The following is a 19,334-nucleotide window of genomic DNA, read 5'->3' on the forward strand; positions in this document are numbered from 1 at the left end:
TTCGGGGCGCACTGCCCTCACGCTGTTTGCGCGTACGTCCCCGCCTGCTTCTCCAGGATGATCAGCTCCACCCCGTCCGCACCCTTGGAGCGGCCCACCGTCTCGTAGCCGGAGCGGCGGTAGAGGCGGAGGTTGCCCTCGCTGCGGTGGCCGGTGGACAGGCGGAACTTGGTGGCGCCCCGCTCCTCCACCAGCGCCGCTTCGGCCGCGCGCAGCAGCCGCGCGCCGATGCCGTGGCCCTGGAGGCGCGGGTGGACGCAGAGCTTGCCGATGGCGGCGGCGCCGTCCTCGGTGACCTTGCCGCGTACGGAGCCGACGACCTCTTCCCCGAGCCGGGCGACGAAGACACAGTCGGAGGCGACTTCCTGGCGCACGGAGTCCAGGGTTTGGACCAGCGGGTCGATGCGGTAATTGCCGTACAGCGCCGCCTCGCCCTGGAAGCACAGGTACTGGAGCCTGAAGATCTGCTCCGCGTCCTGCTCGGTCGCCACCGAGATGGTCACGCTCATGCCCATGTGCGCACGCCTCCCGCTCACCTGATCACCTGTCGTTCTCACTCCTATCCCCGCGCTTCGCGCGCCGCAACCTCCGGTGTGAGCAAACGCCTTAGACATCCCAGACATCTGGAGCGTTCCGGGCCAAGACTGCCCTGTGAGATACCCAACTCCCCCGCGATCTCCCGGTATGTGAGGTCTTTCGGGGAGAGCAGGGCCTCGATGAGCCGGGGGCAGCGGCCGGGCAGCCGGCGCACGGCCTCACGCAGGGCGTGATGGCGGGCGGCGGTGAGGACGAGCTGCTCGGGGCCGGGCCGGGTGTCGTCGGCGAGCTCGCTGCCGTACGGGCGTTCGAGGCGGGTGGTGCGGCGGCTGCGGCGGGCCTCGGCGCGGACGGCCTTGCGCAGCCAGCCCTCGGGGTCGAGCGGCGGTCCGTCGCGCTCCAGCCGCTCCAGCAGCCGGAGCCAGACGGCCTGCTCCAGGTCGCCCGGCTCGCTCCCGGCGGCATATGCCTCGGCCGAGGCCTCCGCGGTGAGCAGCGGATGCAGGGCGGCTACCAAGTCGTGCGTCATATGCGGAACGACGCGCCGCCCCGGACGCAGGTTTCCGGGGCGGCGCAGAGTCAGCACGAACGAGGTGCGACCGGGCGAACGGTTGACGACGGCTCAGCCGGCCAGGAAGTCGGCGCGGGCGAGGACACCGGTGTCGGCGTTGTCCGTGAAGACGCCGTCGATGCCGGTCGCGAAGTACGTCTTGAACGCGCCGAAGGGGTCGCCGTAGCCGTCGGCCGCGGTGCCCTTGCGGTGGTCGGCCGGCAGGAAGGGGTTCTCGTTGCGCATGGTGTACGGGGTGAGGATCAGGCCCACCTTGTGCGCGTCGGCGACCAGGGTGGTCGGCTTGGTGAGGTTGCCGTTCGCGTCCTTCGGGATGATCAGGTCCAGCGTCGGGCCGATGCCCTGCGCATAGCCGGCGATCTCCCGGAGGCCCTTGGGCGTGATCAGGTCGGCGACCGTGCGCGGGTCGCCCGCCTCGACGAAGTCGTAGGGGCGGCTGTCCGCCGAGGAGAGCAGCACGACGAGCGGGTTGTCGACCAGCTGGTTGAGCTTCTGGATGCTGCTGGGCTCGAAGGACTGCAGGATGACCGGTGCGTTACGGCCGTCCTTGCCGTACTTGGCGAGCAGCTTCGCCACCCGCTCCTCCAGGCCGAGGCCGAGTTTGCGGAAGTAGGTGGGGTGCTTGGTCTCGGGGTAGATCCAGACCTGCTTGCCGCGCTTGCGGGTCTGCTCGTCCTGCCACTTCAGGACCTCTTCGAACGTGGGGATCTCCCAGCGTCCGTTGTAGAGGGTGTTGTGCGGCCGGTTGGCCGGGATGCGCTCGACGGCACGCAGCGTCTTCAGCTCGGCGAGCGTGAAGTCCTCGGTGAACCAGCCGGTGGTCGGCACGCCGTCGAGCACCTTGGTGGTCTTGCGGCCGGCGAACTCGGGATGGGAGGCGACGTCCGTGGTGCCGCCGATCTCCGGCTCGTGCCGGCAGACGAGGTGGCCGTCCTTGGTGGGCACCAGGTCACCGGCCTCGACCACGTCGGCGCCCAGGTCCAGGGCCAGGTTGTACGAGCCGAAGGTGTGCTCGGGACGGTAGCCGCTGGCACCCCGGTGGCCGATGATCGCCGGCTTCGGCAGGCTCTTCAGCCCCCGCTCCGCGGGCTTGGCCGTCCGGGCCTGTGCCGCGCCGGCCGTACCCGGCAGCCCGAGGACCGCTCCACCGGCGCCGAACACCGCCGCGCCGAGGAGCGCCCGCCGTCCGGCACCCTGTCCCGTGCCCTGATTCCGCTCGTTCGCCTGGTCGCTGACCATCAGCGTCTCCTGCCGTCCACGTTCGCGTCTTTGAAGTCGGGGCGATCGTAGGGTCGTGCACATGACCGAAGGGAGACCTGAGCCGGAACACCGGGGTGACGCCATGTGTCCTGTGCGGTGTCCGGCCGAGGGCGGGACCTGCGGGTAAACCCGTGTCAACAGTTCGTAAGACCTGGGTGAACCGGACGTACCCGATGTGCGTTCGGCCGGGGACCGCGAGTAATGTCCTCACCTGCACAGACTCATAACGCCCCTCGACATCGGAGGACCCGTTGTCCCGCTTCGCGCTCATCAAGGCAGTGCTCGGACCGATCATGCGCCTGATGTTCCGCCCACAGGTGGAGGGCGTGGAGAACATTCCCGGGGACGGGCCGGTGATCCTGGCGGGCAATCACCTCACGTTCATCGACTCGATCGTGCTGCCGGTGGTCACCAAGCGGCAGGTGCACTTCATCGGCAAGGACGAGTACGTCACGGGCAAGTCCCTCAAGGGCCGGCTGATGGCGTGGTTCTTCACCGGCGTCGGCATGATCCCGGTGGACCGCGACGGCGGCCACGGCGGCGTCGCCGCACTGATGACCGGGCGCCGGGTGCTGGAGGAGGGCAAGATCTTCGGGATCTACCCCGAGGGCACCCGCTCGCCCGACGGCCGGCTGTACCGGGGGCGCACCGGTATCGCGCGGCTGACGCTGATGACCGGTGCGCCGGTGGTTCCCTTCGCCATGATCGGCACGGACAAGTTGCAGCCGGGGGGTTCCGGGATTCCGCGGCCGGGCAAGGTGACGGTTCGTTTCGGTGAGGCGATGGAGTTCTCGCGGTACGACGGGATGGACCGGGACCGGTACGTGCTGCGGGCGGTGACCGACTCGGTGATGGCCGAGGTCATGCGGTTGGGCGGGCAGGAGTACGTGGACATGTACGCCACGAAGGCCAAGGCGGCCTAGCGCCGTCGGCAGTTCGGCCGGTTTTCGGGCGCGGGTCTGTGGTCGCTTTTCGCGCCCGTGCGGCGGAGCCGCATATCGGATACAGCCCCGCGCCCCTGGGCATCTCACCTCACCCGGCGCTTTCCAGGTTCTGTCCCTTCAGCAAGAACCATGCCGTTGCCGCCGTCCCCAGCAGGACCGCCGCTCCTGCGCCCGAGGCCAGGTGGAGGCCGTGGACGAAGGATTCCCGGGCCGCTTCCAGCACCTGGTCGGCTGTGTGCGGAGGCATTTTCGTCGCTGCCTCCACCGCCGCGCCCAATGACTCGTGGGCCTGGGGCGGGGTGCCCGCCGGGCCGGTGAAGTCGCGGTAGACGCCCGTCACGATCGAGCCCAGCAGGGCGATGCCCAGGGCCGCGCCCAGTTCGTACGCCGTCTCGGAGACCGCCGAGGCGGCGCCCGCCTGTTCCTTGGGCACGCTGGAGAGGATCACGTCGGCCGTCACCGTGAAGGAGAAGCCGGCGCCGATGCCCACGACCAGCAGTGCGGCGCCGAGGACCGGGTAACCCGTCGACGTGCCCAGGGTGGTGAGCACGGCCAGGGCGAGGCCCACCGCGGCGAGGCCGCCGGAGACCACGGCCCGGACCGAGAAGCGGCGGGCGGCGCCGCCCGCGATCAGGCCGGCCACCACCGCGCCGACGGCGGCGGGCAGTTCGGCGAGGCCCGCCTCGAACGGACGCCTGCCCTGGACGAGTTGCAGGTACTGGGAGAGGAAGAACACCAGGCCGGACATGCCGAGCACGGTCAGCAGGTCGGCGAGGACCGCCCCGCTGAAGCCGCGGTGCCGGAACAGCCGCATGTCCAGCAGCGGGGCCGGCATGGTGAGCTGGCGGTGGACGAAACCGTAGAGCGCGGCCGCGCCCAGCAGGCCCGCGGCGAGCGGGGGCCAGGTGACGCCGTGCGTGGCCAGCTCCTTGACCGCGTACACCACGCCGATCATGCCGACCAGCGACAGCAGGACGCTGGCCAGGTCCCAGGGGCCGGGGTTCGGATTCCGGGACTCGGGCAGCGTGCGGATGCCGACGAGGACCAGGACCGCCATCACCGGCAGGTTGATGAGGAAGACCGAGCCCCACCAGAAGTGTTCGAGCAGGAAGCCGCCCGCGATGGGGCCGACGGCCGTCCCCGCGGAGGCGGTCGCACCCCAGATGCCCACGGCGAGGCTGCGCTCGCGCGGGTCGTGGAAGAGGTTGCGGATCAGGGCGAGAGTGGCGGGCATCAGGGTCGCGCCCGCGACACCGAGCAGCGCCCGCGCGAGGATCATCAGCTCCGGGGTGGTGGCATAGGCGTTGAGCACCGATATCGCGCCGAACGCCGTGGCTCCGCCGAGCAGGATCCGCTTGCGGCCGATACGGTCGCCGAGGCTGCCCATGGAGACGAGCAGACCGGCGATGACGAAGGAGTAGACGTCGCCGATCCACAGGAGCTGGGTACCGGAGGGGTTGAGGTCTTCGCTGATGTAGGGGGTCGCCAGGCCGAGGACGGTGGCGTCGACGGCCACCAGCAGCACGGCCAGGACGAGGACGCAGAGCGCGAGCCAGCGGCCCGGTCGCTGCTCCGCCTCCGCCGCGCGGGCCGGCTGCAGGGTGCTGGTCATGGTTCCTCTCTTCGTACGGCGCCGCCGAGCAGCAGCTCGGCGACCATGGTCGGGAAGTCCCGGGCGGCCACGCGGCCGTCCAGGGTGGCCCAGGCGCACGAGGCGATCAGGCCGTACAGCGCCTCGGTGAGCCAGACCGGGGTGAGGTCGATGCGGAATTCGCCCGCTTGCTGTCCACGCAGGAACACCGCGCCCATCCGGGCGTCCAGGCTCTGCCAGCCGTCGTTCTGGCGGTCGCCCTCCCACAGCTGACTCTCGCCGTAGAGGAAGGCGAGCAGCCCGGCGGCGGGCTGGATCTCACGCACCAGCCGTCGTACGGCCTCGCTCGCGGGCCCTTCGTCCAGCCGGGCGCGGTCCACAGCCGCCTCGCACTCCGCGATGCCGAGCGCCTCCAGCGCCCGGACGAGCGCGTCGCGCCCGGCGAAGTGCCGGTGGAGCGTGGCCCGGCTGATCCCGGCGGCCTTGGCGACCTCGTCCATGGTCGCGGTGGATTTACGGGTCAGCAGGGCGGCTGCGCTGCGCAGCACGTGGTCACGATCCAGGGCCATGAGACAAGAATAGACCATGTGAGACAATCTTGTCTCACTCTGGGCGTACGTGACTCACGGCTGCCGGTCGTCTCAGGCGCGCGTCAGTGCCAGGGCAGCTCCCCGCGCCGCTCCCAGTAGGCGCGCGGGTCCTCGGCGAGTGTGGCGAGGCGGGTCAGCTGGTCCACGTCGAGGTCGACGGCGGGGGCGTGCAGATTGGAGAGGAGCTGCGGGACGGTCGCGGCGCCGGAGAGGACCACACCCACCCAGGGCTGGCGCAGGATCCAGGCGAGGGCCACGGCGTCACAGCCGAGGGAGGTCTCCTCGGCGACGGCCGTCAGCATCTCCGGCGCATGCGGCGCGGCGAGCCGGCCGTTGGCCATGCCCTCCTTGACGATCACGGTGAGCCCGGCGTCGTGCGCCTCGGCGAGGGCGGGTGCGGCTGAGGTCTCCAGCGCGTTGTACGTCGACTGGACGGTACGGAAGAGGCGCTCGCCGTCGGCGGTGATCTCCAGGGCAGCCCGGATCGTGTCGGCCTGGGCCGGGCCGCTGGTGGAGAAGCCGATGGTCAGTCCCTGGGCGGCGGCCTCGGCGAGCCGTGCGTGCAGGTCCTTGTCGGTGAGGGCCGGGCTGTCCGGGGTCACCGAGTGGATCTGGTAGAGGTCGAGCCGGTCGCCGAGCAGCGCGTCGGTCTCGGCGCGCTGGCGGTCGTACGTCGCCAGGCTGTGGTCCTTGACCTCGTGCGTCTCGGCCTGTGCCGACCAGCCGGCGGTGTAGGCGTAGCCCCACTTGCTGCCGACGACCACGTCGCCGGCATCGGGGTGGGCGTTCAGCCAGTCGGCGAGGAACTCCTCGGAGCGGCCGTAGGAGCGGGCCACGTCGAAGTAGCGGACGCCCTGGGCGTAGGCGGCGTCGAGGAGTTCGAAGGTACGGGCGCGCAGGGCCTCGACACTGCGGTTCTCTCCGAGGTCTTCTTCACGGCCGAGGTTGATGTAGCCGGGGCGGCCGACGGCGGCGAGACCGAGGCCGATGTGGCAGGTCGGCGTCGTGGCGTGCGCGAGACGGGCGAAGGGCATCGCGGGCTCCGTTCGGTCGGCTGACTGCGACCAACGTAACCCGCGATGCCCTCACGTCACTTCTTTGCGTCCGCCCACTGATGCTGCGCCGCCACGTCCGCCTTGACCTCGGCCAGCTGGACCGCGACCGCGCTCGGCGCCGTACCGCCGCGCCCGTTGCGGGACGCGAGGGCGCCCGGGACGTTGAGGACGGACCGCACCTCGGGCGTGAGATGCGCCGAGATCTTCGCGAACTGCTCGTCCGTCAGGTCGTCCAGTTCCTTGCCCTCGGCCTCGGCGACCTTGACGCACTCCCCCGCGACCTCGTGCGCCACGCGGAACGGCACACCCTGCTTGACCAGCCACTCGGCGATGTCGGTGGCGAGGGAGAAGCCGGCCGGGGCCAGTTCCTCCATGCGCGCGCGGTTGACCGTGAGGGTGGCGATCATGCCGGTGAAGGCGGGCAGCAGCACCTCCAGCTGGTCGCAGGAGTCGAAGACCGGCTCCTTGTCCTCCTGGAGGTCACGGTTGTACGCGAGCGGCAGGGCCTTGAGGGTCGCCATCAGGCCGGTCAGGTTGCCGATCAGGCGGCCGCTCTTGCCGCGCGCCAGCTCCGCGATGTCCGGGTTCTTCTTCTGCGGCATGATCGACGAGCCCGTGGAGAACGCGTCGTGCAGGGTCACGAAGGAGAACTCCTTCGTGTTCCAGATGATGATCTCCTCGGCGATCCGGGAGAGGTTCACGCCGATCATCGCGGTGATGAAGGCGAACTCGGCGACGAAGTCACGGGAGGCCGTGCCGTCGATGGAGTTGCCGACGCTGCCGTGCTCGAAGCCGAGGTCCTGCGCGACCGCCTCCGGGTCGAGGCCGAGGGAGGAGCCGGCCAGGGCGCCGGACCCGTACGGCGACACCGCCGTGCGCTCGTCCCACTGGCGCAGCCGCTCCGCGTCCCGGGAGAGGGACTGCACGTGGGCGAGGACATGGTGGGCGAAGAGGACCGGCTGGGCGTGCTGGAGGTGGGTGCGGCCGGGCATCGCGACGTCCGAGTGGGCCTCGGCGAGGCCGATCAGGGCGTCCTGGAGGTCGGCGATGAGGCCGCCGATCGTCCGGGCGTGATCCCTTAGGTACATCCGGAAGAGGGTCGCCACCTGGTCGTTCCTCGACCGGCCGGCGCGCAGCTTGCCGCCGAGGTCCGGGCCGAGGCGCTCCAGCAGGCCGCGCTCCAGGGCGGTGTGCACGTCCTCGTCGGCGATGGTGCCGACGAACGCGCCGGAGGCCACGTCGGCCTCCAGCTGGTCCAGCCCGGCGATCATGCGCCGCAGCTCGTCCTCGGTGAGGAGGCCGGCCTTGTGCAGCACGCGCGCGTGGGCACGCGAACCGGCGATGTCGTAGGGCGCGAGCCGCCAGTCGAAGTGGACGGACGCGGACAGCTTCGCCAGGGCCTCGGCGGGACCGTCGGCGAAACGGCCGCCCCAGAGCCGTACGTCACCGCTGTTGCTGCTCACTTGCGCTGCTCCTAGAGAGGGTGGGTCGGTGGTGCGAGGTCTGCGTCAGGTTATGCCCGCAGATCACGCCGGGCGGCGATCTTCGAGGACAGGCTGTGGATGTCGATGAAGCCCTTGGCCGCGGCCTGGTCGAAGGTGTCGCCGGTGTCGTAGGTGGCGAGGTTGAAGTCGTACAGGGACGACTGCGAGCGCCGGCCGGTGACGACCGCGCGGCCGGCGTGCAGGGTCATCCGGATGTCGCCGTTGACGTGCTGGTCGGCCTCGGCGATGAAGCCGTCCAGCGCGCGCTTGAGCGGGGAGAACCACTGGCCGTCGTAGACCAGTTCGCCCCAGCGCTGCTCCACCTGCCGCTTGTAGCGGGCGAGTTCGCGCTCGACGGTGACGTTCTCCAGCTCCTGGTGGGCGGTGATCAGGGCGATCGCGCCCGGCGCCTCGTACACCTCGCGGGACTTGATGCCGACGAGGCGGTCCTCGACCATGTCGATCCGGCCGATGCCCTGGGCGCCGGCTCGTTCGTTGAGCTGCTGGATCGCCTGCAGCACGGTGACCGGCTCGCCGTCGATCGCGACCGGCATGCCCGCCTCGAAGGTGATGATCACCTCGTCGGCCTCGCGGGGCTGCGCCGGGTCGGCGGTGTACTCGTAGATGTCCTCGATCGGGGCGTTCCAGATGTCCTCAAGGAAGCCCGTCTCCACCGCGCGCCCGAAGACGTTCTGGTCGATGGAGTACGGGGACTTCTTGGTGGTGGCGATCGGGAGCTGCTTGGCCTCGCAGAAGGCGATCGCCTTGTCCCGGGTCATCGCGTAGTCGCGGACCGGGGCGATGCACTTCAGGTCGGGGGCGAGGGCGACGATGCCGGCCTCGAAGCGGACCTGGTCGTTGCCCTTGCCGGTGCAGCCGTGGGCGACGGTCGTGGCGCCGTGCTTGTGCGCGGCGGCGACCAGGTGCTTGACGATCACCGGCCGGGAGAGGGCGGAGACCAGCGGGTAGCGGTCCATGTAGAGGGCGTTGGCCTTGATCGCCGGAAGGCAGTACTCGTCGGCGAACTCGTCCTTGGCGTCGGCCACTTCGGCCTCGACGGCCCCACAGGCGAGGGCACGCTTGCGGATGACGTCCAGGTCCTCGCCGCCCTGGCCGACGTCCACCGCTACGGCGATGACCTCGGCGCCCGTCTCCTCGGCGATCCAGCCGATGGCGACGGAGGTGTCCAGACCGCCCGAATAGGCGAGTACGACGCGCTCGGTCATGGTTTCTCCTCACACTGCAATCCCGATGTGCATGAGTATGCAGAGGTCTGCATGATTCGTCAATTCTCGGGAGTCTTGAACAACGGCAATCGCTTTCCCGTACTCCTCGCTGAACGCAGGCGCCGCGTCTCACCGCTGAACCCACTCCTGACCCAAGTGAGGCATCCGCATGTCCAGGGCTCTTCCGAAGTACAACAAGCGTCGTGTGGCCTTCATCGGCGGCGCTGCCGCCGTGGTGCTGTCCGGCGCCGTGATCGCCAGTTCCGCCCTCGCCAACACGCCCGACAAGAGCGACGGCACGACGAACGCCCGCACACTGGCGGCGAGCCCCGGCACGATCACCTGCCCGGACGTCGCCTCCAAGCTGCCGGCCGTACCGGCGTCCGCGCAGGCCGAGGTCACCCGCAACCTCACCCTGCTCCAGACCCAGATCCAGGAAGCCAACACCCGCCTGCAGAACACCGTCGGCCAGGGCGGACCCAACTTCGTCAACAACGCCATCCTCGGCCCCCTCAAGGACAAGCGGATCTCCACCATCGACCGCATCGCCATCGCCATCGGCCGCAAGGGCACCAAGCCCACCGGCCTCGACTCCCTGGCCGCCTGCACCCTGAACGCGAGCGGCACGAAGGCCGGGGGCACGAACGCGGGAGGCGCGAACGCCGGGGGAGCGAACGCGGGCAACGCCAACGCGGGCGGCGCGAAGGCCGGTGGCGGCACCGCGTCGAACGGCACGGCGGGACAGCAGTCGGGCGGGGCGGCGGCGAGCGGGAACACCGGGGTCGGGACGATCAGCTGCCCGGACGTCGCCTCCAAGCTCCCGGCCGTACCGGCGTCCGCGCAGGCCGAGGTCACCCGCAACCTCACCCTGCTCCAGACCCAGATCCAGGAAGCCAACACCCGCCTGCAGAACACCGTCGGCCAGGGCGGACCCAACTTCGTCAACAACGCCATCCTCGGCCCCCTCAAGGACAAGCGGATCTCCACCATCGACCGCATCGCCATCGCCATCGGCCGCAAGGGCACCAAGCCCACCGGCCTCGACTCCCTGGCCGCCTGCACCCTCACGAAGTGAGGTAGCAGGCAGCTCGGGCCGCCCCGACGAGCGCCGGCCGGGGCGGCCCCGGTGTCCGTCCGCCGGACTCCCGACAATTCCTTAGACAAGCGAAGGAGTTACGTCGATAATCGATTGACATGGGAAAGACGTATGAACGCATCGACGGCAGACTCCGCACGTTCATCGAGGAGCAGCCCCTGTTCTTCACCGCGACCGCCCCGCTCTCCGGCGACGGCACGGTCAACCTCTCCCCCAAGGGTCTGAAGGGTTCCTTCGCCGTCCTCGACGAACTGACCGTGGCCTACCTGGACTTCGCCGGGTCCAACGCCGAGACCATCGCGCATCTGCGGGAGAACGGGCGGATCACCCTGATGTGGTGCGCCTTCCAGGGCCCGCCGAACATCGTGCGGGTCCACGGCCGGGGCGAGCCGGTCTTCCGTGACGACCCGCGCTTCAAGGAGCTGCTCGCGCACTTCCCGGGCATCGACCCGACCCCGCACGGACTGCGCTCGATCATCGTCGTCCACGCGGAGCTGGTCCGGGACACCTGCGGGTACGCCGTCCCCTTCATGGCCTACGAGGACGACCGTGACCTGCACGCCAAGCGCTTCGCCCGCGAGGACGACGCCTCGCTGAGCACGTACTTCGAGAAGAAGGAGCACGTGGCGACGAGCCTGGACGGACTACCCGGGCTGCCGTTGCCGCTGCCCCCGTCTACCGTCTGAGGCATGCGCCCCGGTGTCGCCCTCGCCCTCGTCTCCGCGTCCTCGCTCACCCTGCTCGGCTCCGCGCCGGGCCCCGGGGCCGTACCGCTGCCCGCGCGGATGGCGGACACGGGCGGCGGCCGCCAGCTGATCACCGCTCAGGCGCCCCGCCCGGACTCGACGTCGGGGACGGTCACCTGGTGGGACCTGCGGGACGGACAGTGGGTGCAGGCGGGTTCGGCACGGGCGCGGTTCGGGGCGAACGGCCTGGTGGAGGGGGCCACACGCACGCAGGGGACGAACACGACACCGACCGGTCTCTACGGCCTTCCCTTCGGCTTCGGGATCAAGCCGGCGCCGGGCGGGACACGCGTCGCGTACCGGGCGGTGAAGGACGGTTCCTGGTGGTGCCAGGACAACGACTCCACGTCGTACAACCGGTGGGTCGAGCCCTTGCCGGGCGACTGCCGGGCGTCCGAGTCCGAGCACCTGGCCTCTTACGCGGACCAGTATGCGTACGGGCTGGTCATCGGGTTCAACTACGAGCAGCCTGTGCGCGGGCGCGGCGCCGGCATCTTTCTGCACGTCAACGGGCGTGCGGCTACGGCTGGTTGTGTGTCGGTTCCGGAGGAGGCCATGGTGCGGATTCTTCGGTGGGCCGAGCCCGAGAAGGCTCCGCATGTCGCCATTGGGACCGCTGACGGAGTTACAGCGCTTTCCCGGTACTGAGCTGCTGTGCGCCCAGGCGGCGGATCCGCATATCGATACAGCCTCGCGCCCCTCAGCTCGGCAGACTGACCCGGAACGTCGTAGACCCCGGCCGGCTCTCCAGCCCCACACTTCCCCCGTGCGCCTCGACCACCGCCGCCACGATCGACAGCCCCAGTCCCGCTCCACCGCCGGAGGCATCCGCGCGGCGGCGGTGGTCGGCCCTGGTGAAGCGTTCGAAGACGCCCGGCTGGACCTCCTCGGGGACGCCGGGGCCGTCGTCGTGGACCGAGAGGACGGCCGAGTCCGGGGCGGTTTCCAGGGTCACCGTCACCTTGGTGCCAACAGGTGTGTGCAAACGCGCGTTGGCCAACAGGTTGGCCAGCACCTGATGGAGGCGATGGGCGTCGCCGGGGACCGTGACCGGGTCCTCGGGGAGGTCCATGGACCAACGGTGGTCCGGGCCGGCGGCCCGCGCGTCCGTGACCGTGTCCAGGACCAGATGCGTGAGGTCCACGGGCTGCCGCTCCAGCGGGCGGCCCGCGTCCAGGCGGGCCAGCAGGAGCAGGTCGTCCACCATCTCGCCCATACGGGAGGACTCGGCCTTGATGCGCTCCAGGGCGCGGGTGACCTCGGGCGGCACCGGGCCGGGGTGCAGGAGGGCCAGTTCGGCGTGGCCGCGGACCGAGGCGACCGGGGTGCGCAGCTCATGGCTGGCGTCGGCGGCGAAGCGGCGCAGCCGCTCCTCGCCGGCGTGCCGCTTGGTCAGGGCGTCCTCGACGTGCCGGAGCATGCGGTTGAACGCCGCCGCCACTTGGCCGACCTCGCTGCGCGGGTCACTGGCCGGGGCGCGCGGCGGCAGCGCCACCTCGCCGCTGGCCAGGGGCAGCTCGCTGACCCGGGTGGCGGTCGCGGCGACCCGGCTCAGCGGGCGCAGCGACCAGCGGACCCACAATGCGCCGGCCACGCCGGCGGCGGTCAGGGCCAGGCCGAAGACGACCACCGCGACCAGTTCGAGCCGTTTCACGGCGGCCCGTACCGGCTCCGTGGGCAGGCCGGTCACCAGCACGTCGCCGTCCTTGCCGCGCCACGCCATCAGGCGGTAGTCGTGCAGGTGGTGCGACAGGCACATGGTGTGGCCCCGGCCGTCCACCGGCAGCCTGGCCAGGGTCGCCCGGTCGGCGGCGCTCAGGGTGACGTCGAGGCCCTGCCGGTCGCTGGCGGGCACCACCGCCACACTGGTGACCTTGCCGTTCAGCAGGCGGGCGCCGAACGTTCCGGCGGCCTGGCGGCGGGTGTCGCCGTGCTCGTCGCCGTCCCGGTCGGAGGGCTTGTACGTGCCGTGCTCCAGGCTCTGCGGGAAGGCCGGCCCGGCCTGCTGCAACTGCTGGTCGAGCCGACTGGTAAGGAAGCCGTTCAGCTCGACGACGGCAGCCACGCCGACCGCGGCGCAGCTGATCGCGAGGAGCACGACGAGTCCGGCGATGAGCCGGGCACGCAGGGTGCGGGGCCGGGGCACCCGGGTCAGGCGGGCGCGCGGGCCGAAGCGGCTCACTTGGTCACCGGTTTCAGCACGTAGCCCGCCCCGCGCACCGTGTGGATCATGGGTTCGCGGCCCGCGTCGACCTTCTTGCGCAGGTAGGAGATGTAGAGCTCGACCACATGGGCCCGGCCACCGAAGTCGTAGGACCAGACCCGGTCGAGGATCTGCGCCTTGCTGAGCACGCGGCGCGGATTGCGCATGAGGAAGCGAAGGAGTTCGAACTCGGTCGGCGACAGCTCGACCAGCTCGCCCGCCCGGGTCACCTCGCGGGCCTCCTCGTCCATCACCAGATCACCGACGACCAGCCGCGGCCCGTCCTCCAGCTGGCGGGCCATGCCCGCGCGGCGCAGCAGGCCGCGCAGCCGGGCGACGACCTCCTCCAGGCTGAAGGGCTTGGTGACGTAGTCGTCACCGCCCGCGGTGATGCCGGCGATCCGGTCCTCCACGGCGTCCCGTGCCGTGAGGAAGAGCACACAGACGTCGGGCTTCACCGCGTGCAGCCGGCGCAGCACGTCGAAGCCGTCGGTGTCGGGGAGCATCACATCGAGCACGACAGCGTCCGGCAGCAGCTCGCGCGCGGTGCTGAGGGCCGAGGCGCCGTCGCCGGCCGCACGCACCTCCCAGCCCTCGTAGCGCAGGGCGCCGGTGAGCACCTCCGCGAGGTCGGGGTCGTCGTCGACGACGAGGACGCGCAGCGAGGTGCCGTCGGGGCGGGTGAGGGCCGGGCGGCCGGAGCGGGTGGTGTTCATCGCGCTTACCAGCATCACCCCTGTCTGCGGGTGCGCGGTGCCGTCCGCCCTCTGAGTTTTCTGTGAGTGCGCTCACCGTTCGCCGTCCCTCCCCTCCCTTCTGCTCCCTTCTGCTCCCTCGCGCACCCGTCCCGCTGAACACCGGATGAGAAACCCCTCTGAGTCCGCTGTGGAAACCCCTGGTCAGGGGCTTGCTCAGAGGTGGCTCAGAGATTCGCCCGGCACAGTTGCCCGGCATGACGGACGAAAGGGTGTTGATTCCATGACCACGGTCGAGACACGGCGGACGGCCGCGCCGGGGCCCGTGACCGCCCGGCGCTCCCCGGCGGGGCCCGTGCTGGCCGCGGTGTGGGCCGGGGCGGCGGGCGCGGTGGCCCTGTGGTGGGCCGACACCGGTTCCGTGGTCGGCACGGCCGGCTGGCTGACCGGCGCCGGGCGGATCGCCGGGCTGCTGTGCGGGTACGCCTGTGCGGTGCTGGTCGGCCTGATGGCGCGGGTGCCACTGCTGGAGAACCGGGTCGGCTCGGACCGGGTGGCCCGCTGGCACGCGATGGCCGGCCGGTACACGATCTGCCTGCTCGTGGCGCACATCGTGCTGATCCTCACCGGGTACGCCGCCCAGGACCACGCCTCGCTCTGGCACGAGACGGTCACCGTCGTCCTGGACTACCCGGACATGCTCAAGACGACCGCCGGCACGGTGATCCTGTTCGCGGTCGGCATCACCTCGGCGCGGGCCGTGCGCCGCCGGACGAGCCACGAGTTCTGGTACTACGTCCATCTGCTCACGTACGCGGCCGTCTTCCTGGCCTTCTTCCATCAGCTGTCCCTGGGGAACGAGTTCAACGGCAAGCCGGTCGCGACCGCGGTCTGGTACGCGCTGTACCTGGGCGTCGCGGCTCTGGTGCTGTGGTTCCGGATCCTCGCTCCGGTCCGGCTCAACCGGCGCCATCAACTGCGGGTGGACTCGGTCCACTTGGAGGCACCGGGTGTGTACTCGGTCGTCGTACGCGGGCGGCGGCTGGACGAACTCGGCGCGAGGCCGGGGCAGTTCCTCCGCTGGCGGTTCCTCGGCGCGGGCATGAGCTGGACGTCGACGCCGTACTCCCTGTCGGCGCCGCCGCGCCCGGACCTGCTGCGCATCACGGTCAAGGCGCTCGGCGACCACAGCGCGGCCGTCGCCCTGCTGCGGCCCGGCACCCGGGTGTGGGCGGAGGGGCCGTACGGCTCCCTGACCGCCGACCGGGCCACCAGCCACCACTCGCTGCTGATCGCGGCCGGAGTCGGGGTGACCCCGCTGCGGGCGCTGTTCGAGACGCTGCCCGGCGAGGTCACCCTGCTGTACCGGGCGCGCGGCACGGAGGACCTGGCGCTCGGCGGTGAGCTGGAGGCGATCGCGCAGTGGCGCGGCGGGCGGGTGCTGTACGCGCTGAACGGGCCGGGCGGGGAGCGCCCCGACATCTCGGCCGCGTCGCTGCGCGCGACCTTCCCCGGCCTGGCCGGCCATGACGTCTACATCTGCGGGCCGCACGGCTTCGCGCAGGACGTCTACGAGGCGCTGCGGGCGGCCGGGGTGCCGGACCGCCGTATCCACCACGAGTCGTTCGAGCTGTGAGGCAGGACCTGTGCACGCGTTGAAGAAGAACCGTCCGCTCCGCCGCATCATGCTGGCCAGTGCCGCCACCGTCACCGGGATCGTGCTGCTGCTGTCGCTGAAGCCGCACACGAGCCCCACGCTGGTCACGGCGAACGCCAACTCCCCTGCGGTGTCCAGCAGTTCGTCCCCGTCGAGTGGAGCGAGTCCGTCGACCGGATCCGGCGGATCCACCGGGTCGGGCGGCTCCACCGGCTCCACCACCGTCACCAGGACCGTCACCGGCGACACCGTGCAGACCCGCTGGGGTCCGGTCCAGGTGCGGGTGACGATCCAGGGCGGGAAGATCACGGACGTGACGGCCCTGCAGTACCCGCAGGACAATCCGCGCGACCAGGAGATCAACAGCTACGCGCTCCCCCAGCTGCGGCGCGAGGCGCTTGCGGCGCAGAGCGCACAGATCGACATGGTCTCGGGCGCCTCGTACACCAGCACCGGCTACAAGCAGTCCCTGCAGTCCGCGCTGGACTCGGCGGGCCGCTGAACACCGGGCTGAACACCGGGCGCGTGCGGCACGTATCTGTGGGCCAAGGGCCGAGTCCCCCGAGTCCCCACGGAGGAACCGTGACCACCACCCTTGCGGGCGGCCGTGCCGCCCGCCGGCAGACGATGCGCCGCATCCGCCCACGCCGCTCCCCGGCCGTCCCGCTGCTGCTCGCTGTCTGGGCCGGCGCGGCGGCGGTGCTGTGGCTGTGGTGGCAGAACACGCCGTCCATCGCCGACGACAACAGCAGGATCCTGAACGCGGGCCGCATCACCGGCCTGCTCGCCGGCTATCTGATGGCGCTGGTCGTGCTCCAGATGGCGCGCGTGCCGGCGCTGGAGCGGCGGGTCGGCTCGGACCGGGTGACCCGCTGGCACGCGATGAGCGGCCGCTACACCCTCTGCCTGATCGTCGCGCACGTCTTCCTCACCATGTGGGGGTACGCGCTCCAGGCCGGCAAGTCGCTGAGCTACGTCGTCCAGCAGACCGTCGACTCCGTCGATCAGCTGCCCGACATGGGCAAGGCGGCCATCGGCATGGGCCTGTTCGTGCTCATCGGACTGACGTCGGTCGGCCCGGTGCGCCGCAGGATGCCGTACGACACCTGGTACCACGTGCATCTCCTGACGTACGCGGCGGTGTTCCTGACGTTCTGGCACCAGATCACCACCGGCAACGACTTCGCGGTCCAGCCGATGGCCAAGACCTTCTGGTACGGCCTGTACGGCACCGTCACCGCGCTGGTGATCTGGTACCGCGTGTTCACCCCGATCCGGCTGAACCTCCGGCACCGGATGTACGTCGAGGCCGTCATCGAGGAGACCCCGGGCATCGTGTCGGTGCTGATCGGCGGGCGCAGGCTGCACCGGATGGGCGCGGAGGCGGGCCAGTTCTTCCGCTGGCGCTTCCTCGCCCCGGGCATGCGCTTCAGCTCACACCCGTACTCCCTGTCGGCCGCGCCCCGCCCGGACATGCTGCGGATCACCGTGAAAGCGATCGGCGACCACAGCGCCCGGCTGCGCGAGCTGGCACCCGGCACCCGGGTGTGGGCCGAGGGCCCGTACGGGGCGATGACCGCGCAGCGGCGCAGCCGGGGCAAGGTGCTGCTGGTCGCGGGCGGGGTCGGGATCACGCCGATGCGGGCGCTGTTCGAGACGCTGCCCGGCGCGGCCGGCGACATCACCCTCCTCTACCGGGCCAACACCACCCAGGACCTGGCCCTGTGGGACGAGCTGGCGAAGATCGCCGACGAGCGGGGCGCCCGGCTGATGTACGCGGTGAACAGCCCCGACGGCGAGCGGCCGGACATCTCCGCGGAGAACCTCCAGCGGAAGATCCCGGACATCGACCGCCACGACGTCTTCATGTGCGGCCCACCCGGGTTCGCGCAGTCGGTGTACGAGGCACTGCGCGGCGCGGGGGTCCCCGCCCGCCGCATCCACCATGAGTCGTTCGAGATGTGAGCGGGAGTCAGGGAAAGATGAGGAAGAGCCACCCGATTCGGCGGGTCGTACTGGCGACCGCCGCGACCGTGTCCGGTGTCGTCCTGATGCTGTCGCTGAAGCCGGCGTCCGACCCGGCGGCGGCCGCGGCGGGCACGGCTCCGCAGCAGACCGCGGCCGGGCAGGAGGCACCGCAGGGCGGGACCGTGCCGGCCGGCGCGGCCACCGGCACGGTGACCGGGGACGCCACGCAGACGCAGTACGGGACGGTGCAGGTACGGCTGACCGTCGCGGGCGGCAGGGTCACCAAGGCGGAGGCCGTCCAGGCGCCCAAGGGCGGACTCAGCGACCAGAAGACGGCGATGGCCGTCCCCAAGCTCAACCAGGAGGCCGTCGCGGCGCAGAGCGCGCAGATCGACGCGGTGTCCGGGGCGACGTACACGAGCAACGGGTACAAGAAGTCGCTCCAGTCGGCGCTGGACCAGATGAAGAAGTCCGCGCCCTCCGCGCCGTCCGGATCATCCAGGCCATCTGGATCGTCCAAGGCATCCGGCTCATCCGGTACGGGCGGCTCTTCGGGTGCCGCACAGGCCCGTACCGCCACGGTCACCGGGAAGGTGGCGCAGACCCAGTACGGCCCGGTGCAGGTGCGGATCACGGTGAGCGGTGGCAGGATCACGCAGGCGTCGGCGGTGCAGGCGCCCCAGGGCGGGCTGAGCGACCAGAAGACGGCGATGGCCGTGCCGAAGCTGAACCAGGAGGCGGTCGTGGCCGGGAACGCGAACATCGACGCGGTGTCGGGAGCGACCTACACCAGCACCGGCTACAAGCAGTCGCTCCAGTCGGCGCTGGACCAGGCCGGTGGCTGAGGCGATGGCCGGGCCGGCCGAGGCTCCCGCCGCGGTGCGTCACGCGGAGGAGGTCATGGGGACGGTCTTCTCCTTCGACGTCCGCGGCGGGGAACCACACGCGGTCCGCGCGGCCCTTGAGGAGGCGGTCGCGGGCCTGCACCGGGTGGACGCGCTGTTCTCCACCTACCGGGAGGACAGCGAGGTCTCGCGGCTGGCGCGGGGCGAACTGACCGTCGCGGACTGTTCCCCCGAGATGGCCGAGGTACTGGACCTCGCGGCCGAGGCGGAGCAGCTGAGCGAGGGCTGGTTCAGCCCGCGCTACCAGGGCTCCCTGGACCCCACCGGCATCGTCAAGGGCTGGTCCGCCGAGCGGGCGGCGCGGCTGCTGGCGGAGGTGGACGGGGTGTGCGGGGTCAGTGTGAACGGCGGCGGTGACGTCCAGTTGCTGGGCGCGCCGGAGCCACAGCGCCCCTGGCGGGTCGGGGTCGCCGACCCCCTGCGTCCCGGCGGGCTGGCGGCGGTGATCTCGACGGCGGGGGTGGCGGAGCTGTCGGTGGCGACGTCCGGCACGGCCGAGCGGGGCGCTCACATCGTGGATCCGCGCACGGGGCGGCCGGCGGTGACGGATCTGGTGGCGGTGACGGTCGTAGGGCCCAAGCTGACCTGGTCGGACTGCTGGGCCACGGCGGCCTTCGCGATGGGTTCCCGGGCGGGGCTGGCCTGGCTGGAGTCGCTGCCGGACGTGGAGGGCCTGCTGATCACCGCCGGCGACGAGGTGCGGTGCACCGGGGGGCTGGCGGCGCGGCTGGGCTGATTCCGGGATTCGTCCAGAAATTCCTTCCGGAACGCCATCCAACTCGGCCCCTGGGACGTAACTCCTATAT

19 protein-coding genes are annotated in these 19,334 nt (G+C 71.1%); 9 read left to right on the forward strand and 10 right to left on the reverse strand.

What is annotated here, in order from left to right; translation table 11 throughout:
• Window positions 1–17: 17 nt before the first annotated feature.
• The 3 genes from LE548_RS19700 to LE548_RS19710 all read right to left on the reverse strand — a co-directional run bounded on the left by LE548_RS19700 (window position 18) and on the right by LE548_RS19710 (window position 2,347).
• Entirely contained in the window at window positions 18–515 is a 498-nt protein-coding gene (locus LE548_RS19700; RefSeq protein WP_225098438.1) for a GNAT family N-acetyltransferase, read from the reverse strand.
• A gap of 44 nt (window positions 516–559) precedes the next feature.
• On the reverse strand, window positions 560–1,066 hold the full coding sequence (locus LE548_RS19705; protein ID WP_225098203.1) for a sigma-70 family RNA polymerase sigma factor: 507 nt from the start codon (window positions 1,064–1,066) through the stop codon (window positions 560–562).
• Between the two features lie 93 nt (window positions 1,067–1,159).
• On the reverse strand, window positions 1,160–2,347 hold the full coding sequence (locus LE548_RS19710) for a glycerophosphodiester phosphodiesterase (RefSeq protein ID WP_225098204.1): 1,188 nt from the start codon (window positions 2,345–2,347) through the stop codon (window positions 1,160–1,162).
• A gap of 272 nt (window positions 2,348–2,619) precedes the next feature.
• Here LE548_RS19710 and LE548_RS19715 point away from each other — a divergent pair, with 272 nt between their 5' ends.
• A complete protein-coding gene (locus LE548_RS19715) occupies window positions 2,620–3,291 on the forward strand; it encodes a lysophospholipid acyltransferase family protein (RefSeq protein WP_308030284.1) in 672 nt (223 codons plus the stop codon).
• 109 nt (window positions 3,292–3,400) lie between these two features.
• Here the strand turns inward: LE548_RS19715 and LE548_RS19720 are convergent, their stop codons facing one another.
• The 5 genes from LE548_RS19720 to LE548_RS19740 form a co-directional block, all read right to left on the reverse strand.
• Window positions 3,401–4,924, reverse strand: a complete 1,524-nt coding sequence (locus tag LE548_RS19720) for an MFS transporter (protein WP_225098206.1) — start codon at window positions 4,922–4,924, stop codon at window positions 3,401–3,403.
• The gene (locus tag LE548_RS19725) at window positions 4,921–5,472 is read right to left on the reverse strand and encodes a TetR/AcrR family transcriptional regulator (RefSeq protein ID WP_225098207.1); all 552 of its coding nucleotides are present in this window, start codon (window positions 5,470–5,472) and stop codon (window positions 4,921–4,923) included. Before LE548_RS19725 ends, LE548_RS19720 begins: the two co-directional genes overlap by 4 nt.
• 83 nt (window positions 5,473–5,555) lie before the next feature.
• Complete coding sequence (locus LE548_RS19730) at window positions 5,556–6,527, reverse strand: aldo/keto reductase (RefSeq protein WP_225098208.1); 972 nt, start codon at window positions 6,525–6,527, stop codon at window positions 5,556–5,558.
• Between the two features lie 56 nt (window positions 6,528–6,583).
• Window positions 6,584–8,011, reverse strand: coding sequence for an argininosuccinate lyase (gene argH / locus LE548_RS19735; protein WP_225098209.1), 1,428 nt, complete (start codon window positions 8,009–8,011; stop codon window positions 6,584–6,586).
• A gap of 50 nt (window positions 8,012–8,061) precedes the next feature.
• Window positions 8,062–9,258, reverse strand: coding sequence for an argininosuccinate synthase (locus LE548_RS19740; RefSeq protein WP_225098210.1), 1,197 nt, complete (start codon window positions 9,256–9,258; stop codon window positions 8,062–8,064).
• Between the two features lie 169 nt (window positions 9,259–9,427).
• Between LE548_RS19740 and LE548_RS19745 the strand changes: the two genes are divergently transcribed.
• From LE548_RS19745 to LE548_RS19755, 3 genes are all read left to right on the forward strand, one after another.
• Window positions 9,428–10,333: a hypothetical protein gene (locus LE548_RS19745; RefSeq protein ID WP_225098211.1), complete on the forward strand. Its 906-nt coding sequence runs from the start codon at window positions 9,428–9,430 to the stop codon at window positions 10,331–10,333.
• A 119-nt stretch (window positions 10,334–10,452) separates the two neighbouring features.
• Window positions 10,453–11,040 carry a pyridoxamine 5'-phosphate oxidase family protein gene (locus tag LE548_RS19750; RefSeq protein WP_225098212.1) on the forward strand — a complete coding sequence of 196 codons (588 nt, stop codon included), beginning with the start codon at window positions 10,453–10,455 and terminating at the stop codon, window positions 11,038–11,040.
• A 3-nt stretch (window positions 11,041–11,043) separates the two neighbouring features.
• Window positions 11,044–11,748 carry a L,D-transpeptidase gene (locus LE548_RS19755; protein WP_225098213.1) on the forward strand — a complete coding sequence of 235 codons (705 nt, stop codon included), beginning with the start codon at window positions 11,044–11,046 and terminating at the stop codon, window positions 11,746–11,748.
• Window positions 11,749–11,800: 52 nt separating this feature from the next.
• On the opposite strand, the gene LE548_RS19760 is transcribed toward LE548_RS19755, so the two are convergent.
• Together LE548_RS19760 and LE548_RS19765 are read right to left on the reverse strand one after the other, a co-directional pair.
• Window positions 11,801–13,282 (reverse strand): cell wall metabolism sensor histidine kinase WalK, encoded by a 1,482-nt coding sequence (locus LE548_RS19760; RefSeq protein ID WP_225098214.1) that lies wholly within the window; start codon window positions 13,280–13,282, stop codon window positions 11,801–11,803.
• Window positions 13,279–14,019, reverse strand: coding sequence for a response regulator transcription factor (locus LE548_RS19765; protein WP_225098215.1), 741 nt, complete (start codon window positions 14,017–14,019; stop codon window positions 13,279–13,281). The genes LE548_RS19760 and LE548_RS19765 overlap by 4 nt, the downstream gene beginning before the upstream one ends.
• Window positions 14,020–14,281: 262 nt before the next feature.
• Here LE548_RS19765 and LE548_RS19770 point away from each other — a divergent pair, with 262 nt between their 5' ends.
• The 5 genes from LE548_RS19770 to LE548_RS19790 all read left to right on the forward strand — a co-directional run bounded on the left by LE548_RS19770 (window position 14,282) and on the right by LE548_RS19790 (window position 19,264).
• Window positions 14,282–15,634, forward strand: coding sequence for a ferric reductase-like transmembrane domain-containing protein (locus tag LE548_RS19770; protein WP_225098216.1), 1,353 nt, complete (start codon window positions 14,282–14,284; stop codon window positions 15,632–15,634).
• A gap of 10 nt (window positions 15,635–15,644) precedes the next feature.
• Window positions 15,645–16,157 (forward strand): FMN-binding protein, encoded by a 513-nt coding sequence (locus LE548_RS19775; protein ID WP_225098217.1) that lies wholly within the window; start codon window positions 15,645–15,647, stop codon window positions 16,155–16,157.
• Between the two features lie 80 nt (window positions 16,158–16,237).
• On the forward strand, window positions 16,238–17,620 hold the full coding sequence (locus LE548_RS19780; protein ID WP_225098218.1) for a ferric reductase-like transmembrane domain-containing protein: 1,383 nt from the start codon (window positions 16,238–16,240) through the stop codon (window positions 17,618–17,620).
• A gap of 17 nt (window positions 17,621–17,637) precedes the next feature.
• On the forward strand, window positions 17,638–18,468 hold the full coding sequence (locus LE548_RS19785; protein WP_225098219.1) for an FMN-binding protein: 831 nt from the start codon (window positions 17,638–17,640) through the stop codon (window positions 18,466–18,468).
• 4 nt (window positions 18,469–18,472) lie between these two features.
• Complete coding sequence (locus LE548_RS19790) at window positions 18,473–19,264, forward strand: FAD:protein FMN transferase (protein WP_225098439.1); 792 nt, start codon at window positions 18,473–18,475, stop codon at window positions 19,262–19,264.
• Window positions 19,265–19,334: the final 70 nt, after the last annotated feature.

It is taken from the genome of Streptomyces sp. CoH27 (assembly GCF_020181035.1).
GTDB lineage: Bacteria > Actinomycetota > Actinomycetes > Streptomycetales > Streptomycetaceae > Streptomyces > Streptomyces camelliae.

What these genes read in the sequence shown, in the direction of transcription:
- LE548_RS19700 (WP_225098438.1), bottom strand. Translation starts at nt 515, where the DNA reads ATGGGCATGAGCGTGACCATCTCGGTGGCGACCGAGCAGGACGCGGAG.
- LE548_RS19705 (WP_225098203.1), bottom strand. Translation starts at nt 1,066, where the DNA reads ATGACGCACGACTTGGTAGCCGCCCTGCATCCGCTGCTCACCGCGGAG.
- LE548_RS19710 (WP_225098204.1), bottom strand. Translation starts at nt 2,347, where the DNA reads ATGGTCAGCGACCAGGCGAACGAGCGGAATCAGGGCACGGGACAGGGT.
- LE548_RS19720 (WP_225098206.1), bottom strand. Translation starts at nt 4,924, where the DNA reads ATGACCAGCACCCTGCAGCCGGCCCGCGCGGCGGAGGCGGAGCAGCGA.
- LE548_RS19725 (WP_225098207.1), bottom strand. Translation starts at nt 5,472, where the DNA reads ATGGCCCTGGATCGTGACCACGTGCTGCGCAGCGCAGCCGCCCTGCTG.
- LE548_RS19730 (WP_225098208.1), bottom strand. Translation starts at nt 6,527, where the DNA reads ATGCCCTTCGCCCGTCTCGCGCACGCCACGACGCCGACCTGCCACATC.
- LE548_RS19740 (WP_225098210.1), bottom strand. Translation starts at nt 9,258, where the DNA reads ATGACCGAGCGCGTCGTACTCGCCTATTCGGGCGGTCTGGACACCTCC.
- LE548_RS19745 (WP_225098211.1), top strand. Translation starts at nt 9,428, where the DNA reads ATGTCCAGGGCTCTTCCGAAGTACAACAAGCGTCGTGTGGCCTTCATC.
- LE548_RS19750 (WP_225098212.1), top strand. Translation starts at nt 10,453, where the DNA reads ATGGGAAAGACGTATGAACGCATCGACGGCAGACTCCGCACGTTCATC.
- LE548_RS19755 (WP_225098213.1), top strand. Translation starts at nt 11,044, where the DNA reads ATGCGCCCCGGTGTCGCCCTCGCCCTCGTCTCCGCGTCCTCGCTCACC.
- LE548_RS19765 (WP_225098215.1), bottom strand. Translation starts at nt 14,019, where the DNA reads ATGAACACCACCCGCTCCGGCCGCCCGGCCCTCACCCGCCCCGACGGC.
- LE548_RS19770 (WP_225098216.1), top strand. Translation starts at nt 14,282, where the DNA reads ATGACCACGGTCGAGACACGGCGGACGGCCGCGCCGGGGCCCGTGACC.
- LE548_RS19785 (WP_225098219.1), top strand. Translation starts at nt 17,638, where the DNA reads ATGAGGAAGAGCCACCCGATTCGGCGGGTCGTACTGGCGACCGCCGCG.
- LE548_RS19790 (WP_225098439.1), top strand. Translation starts at nt 18,473, where the DNA reads ATGGCCGGGCCGGCCGAGGCTCCCGCCGCGGTGCGTCACGCGGAGGAG.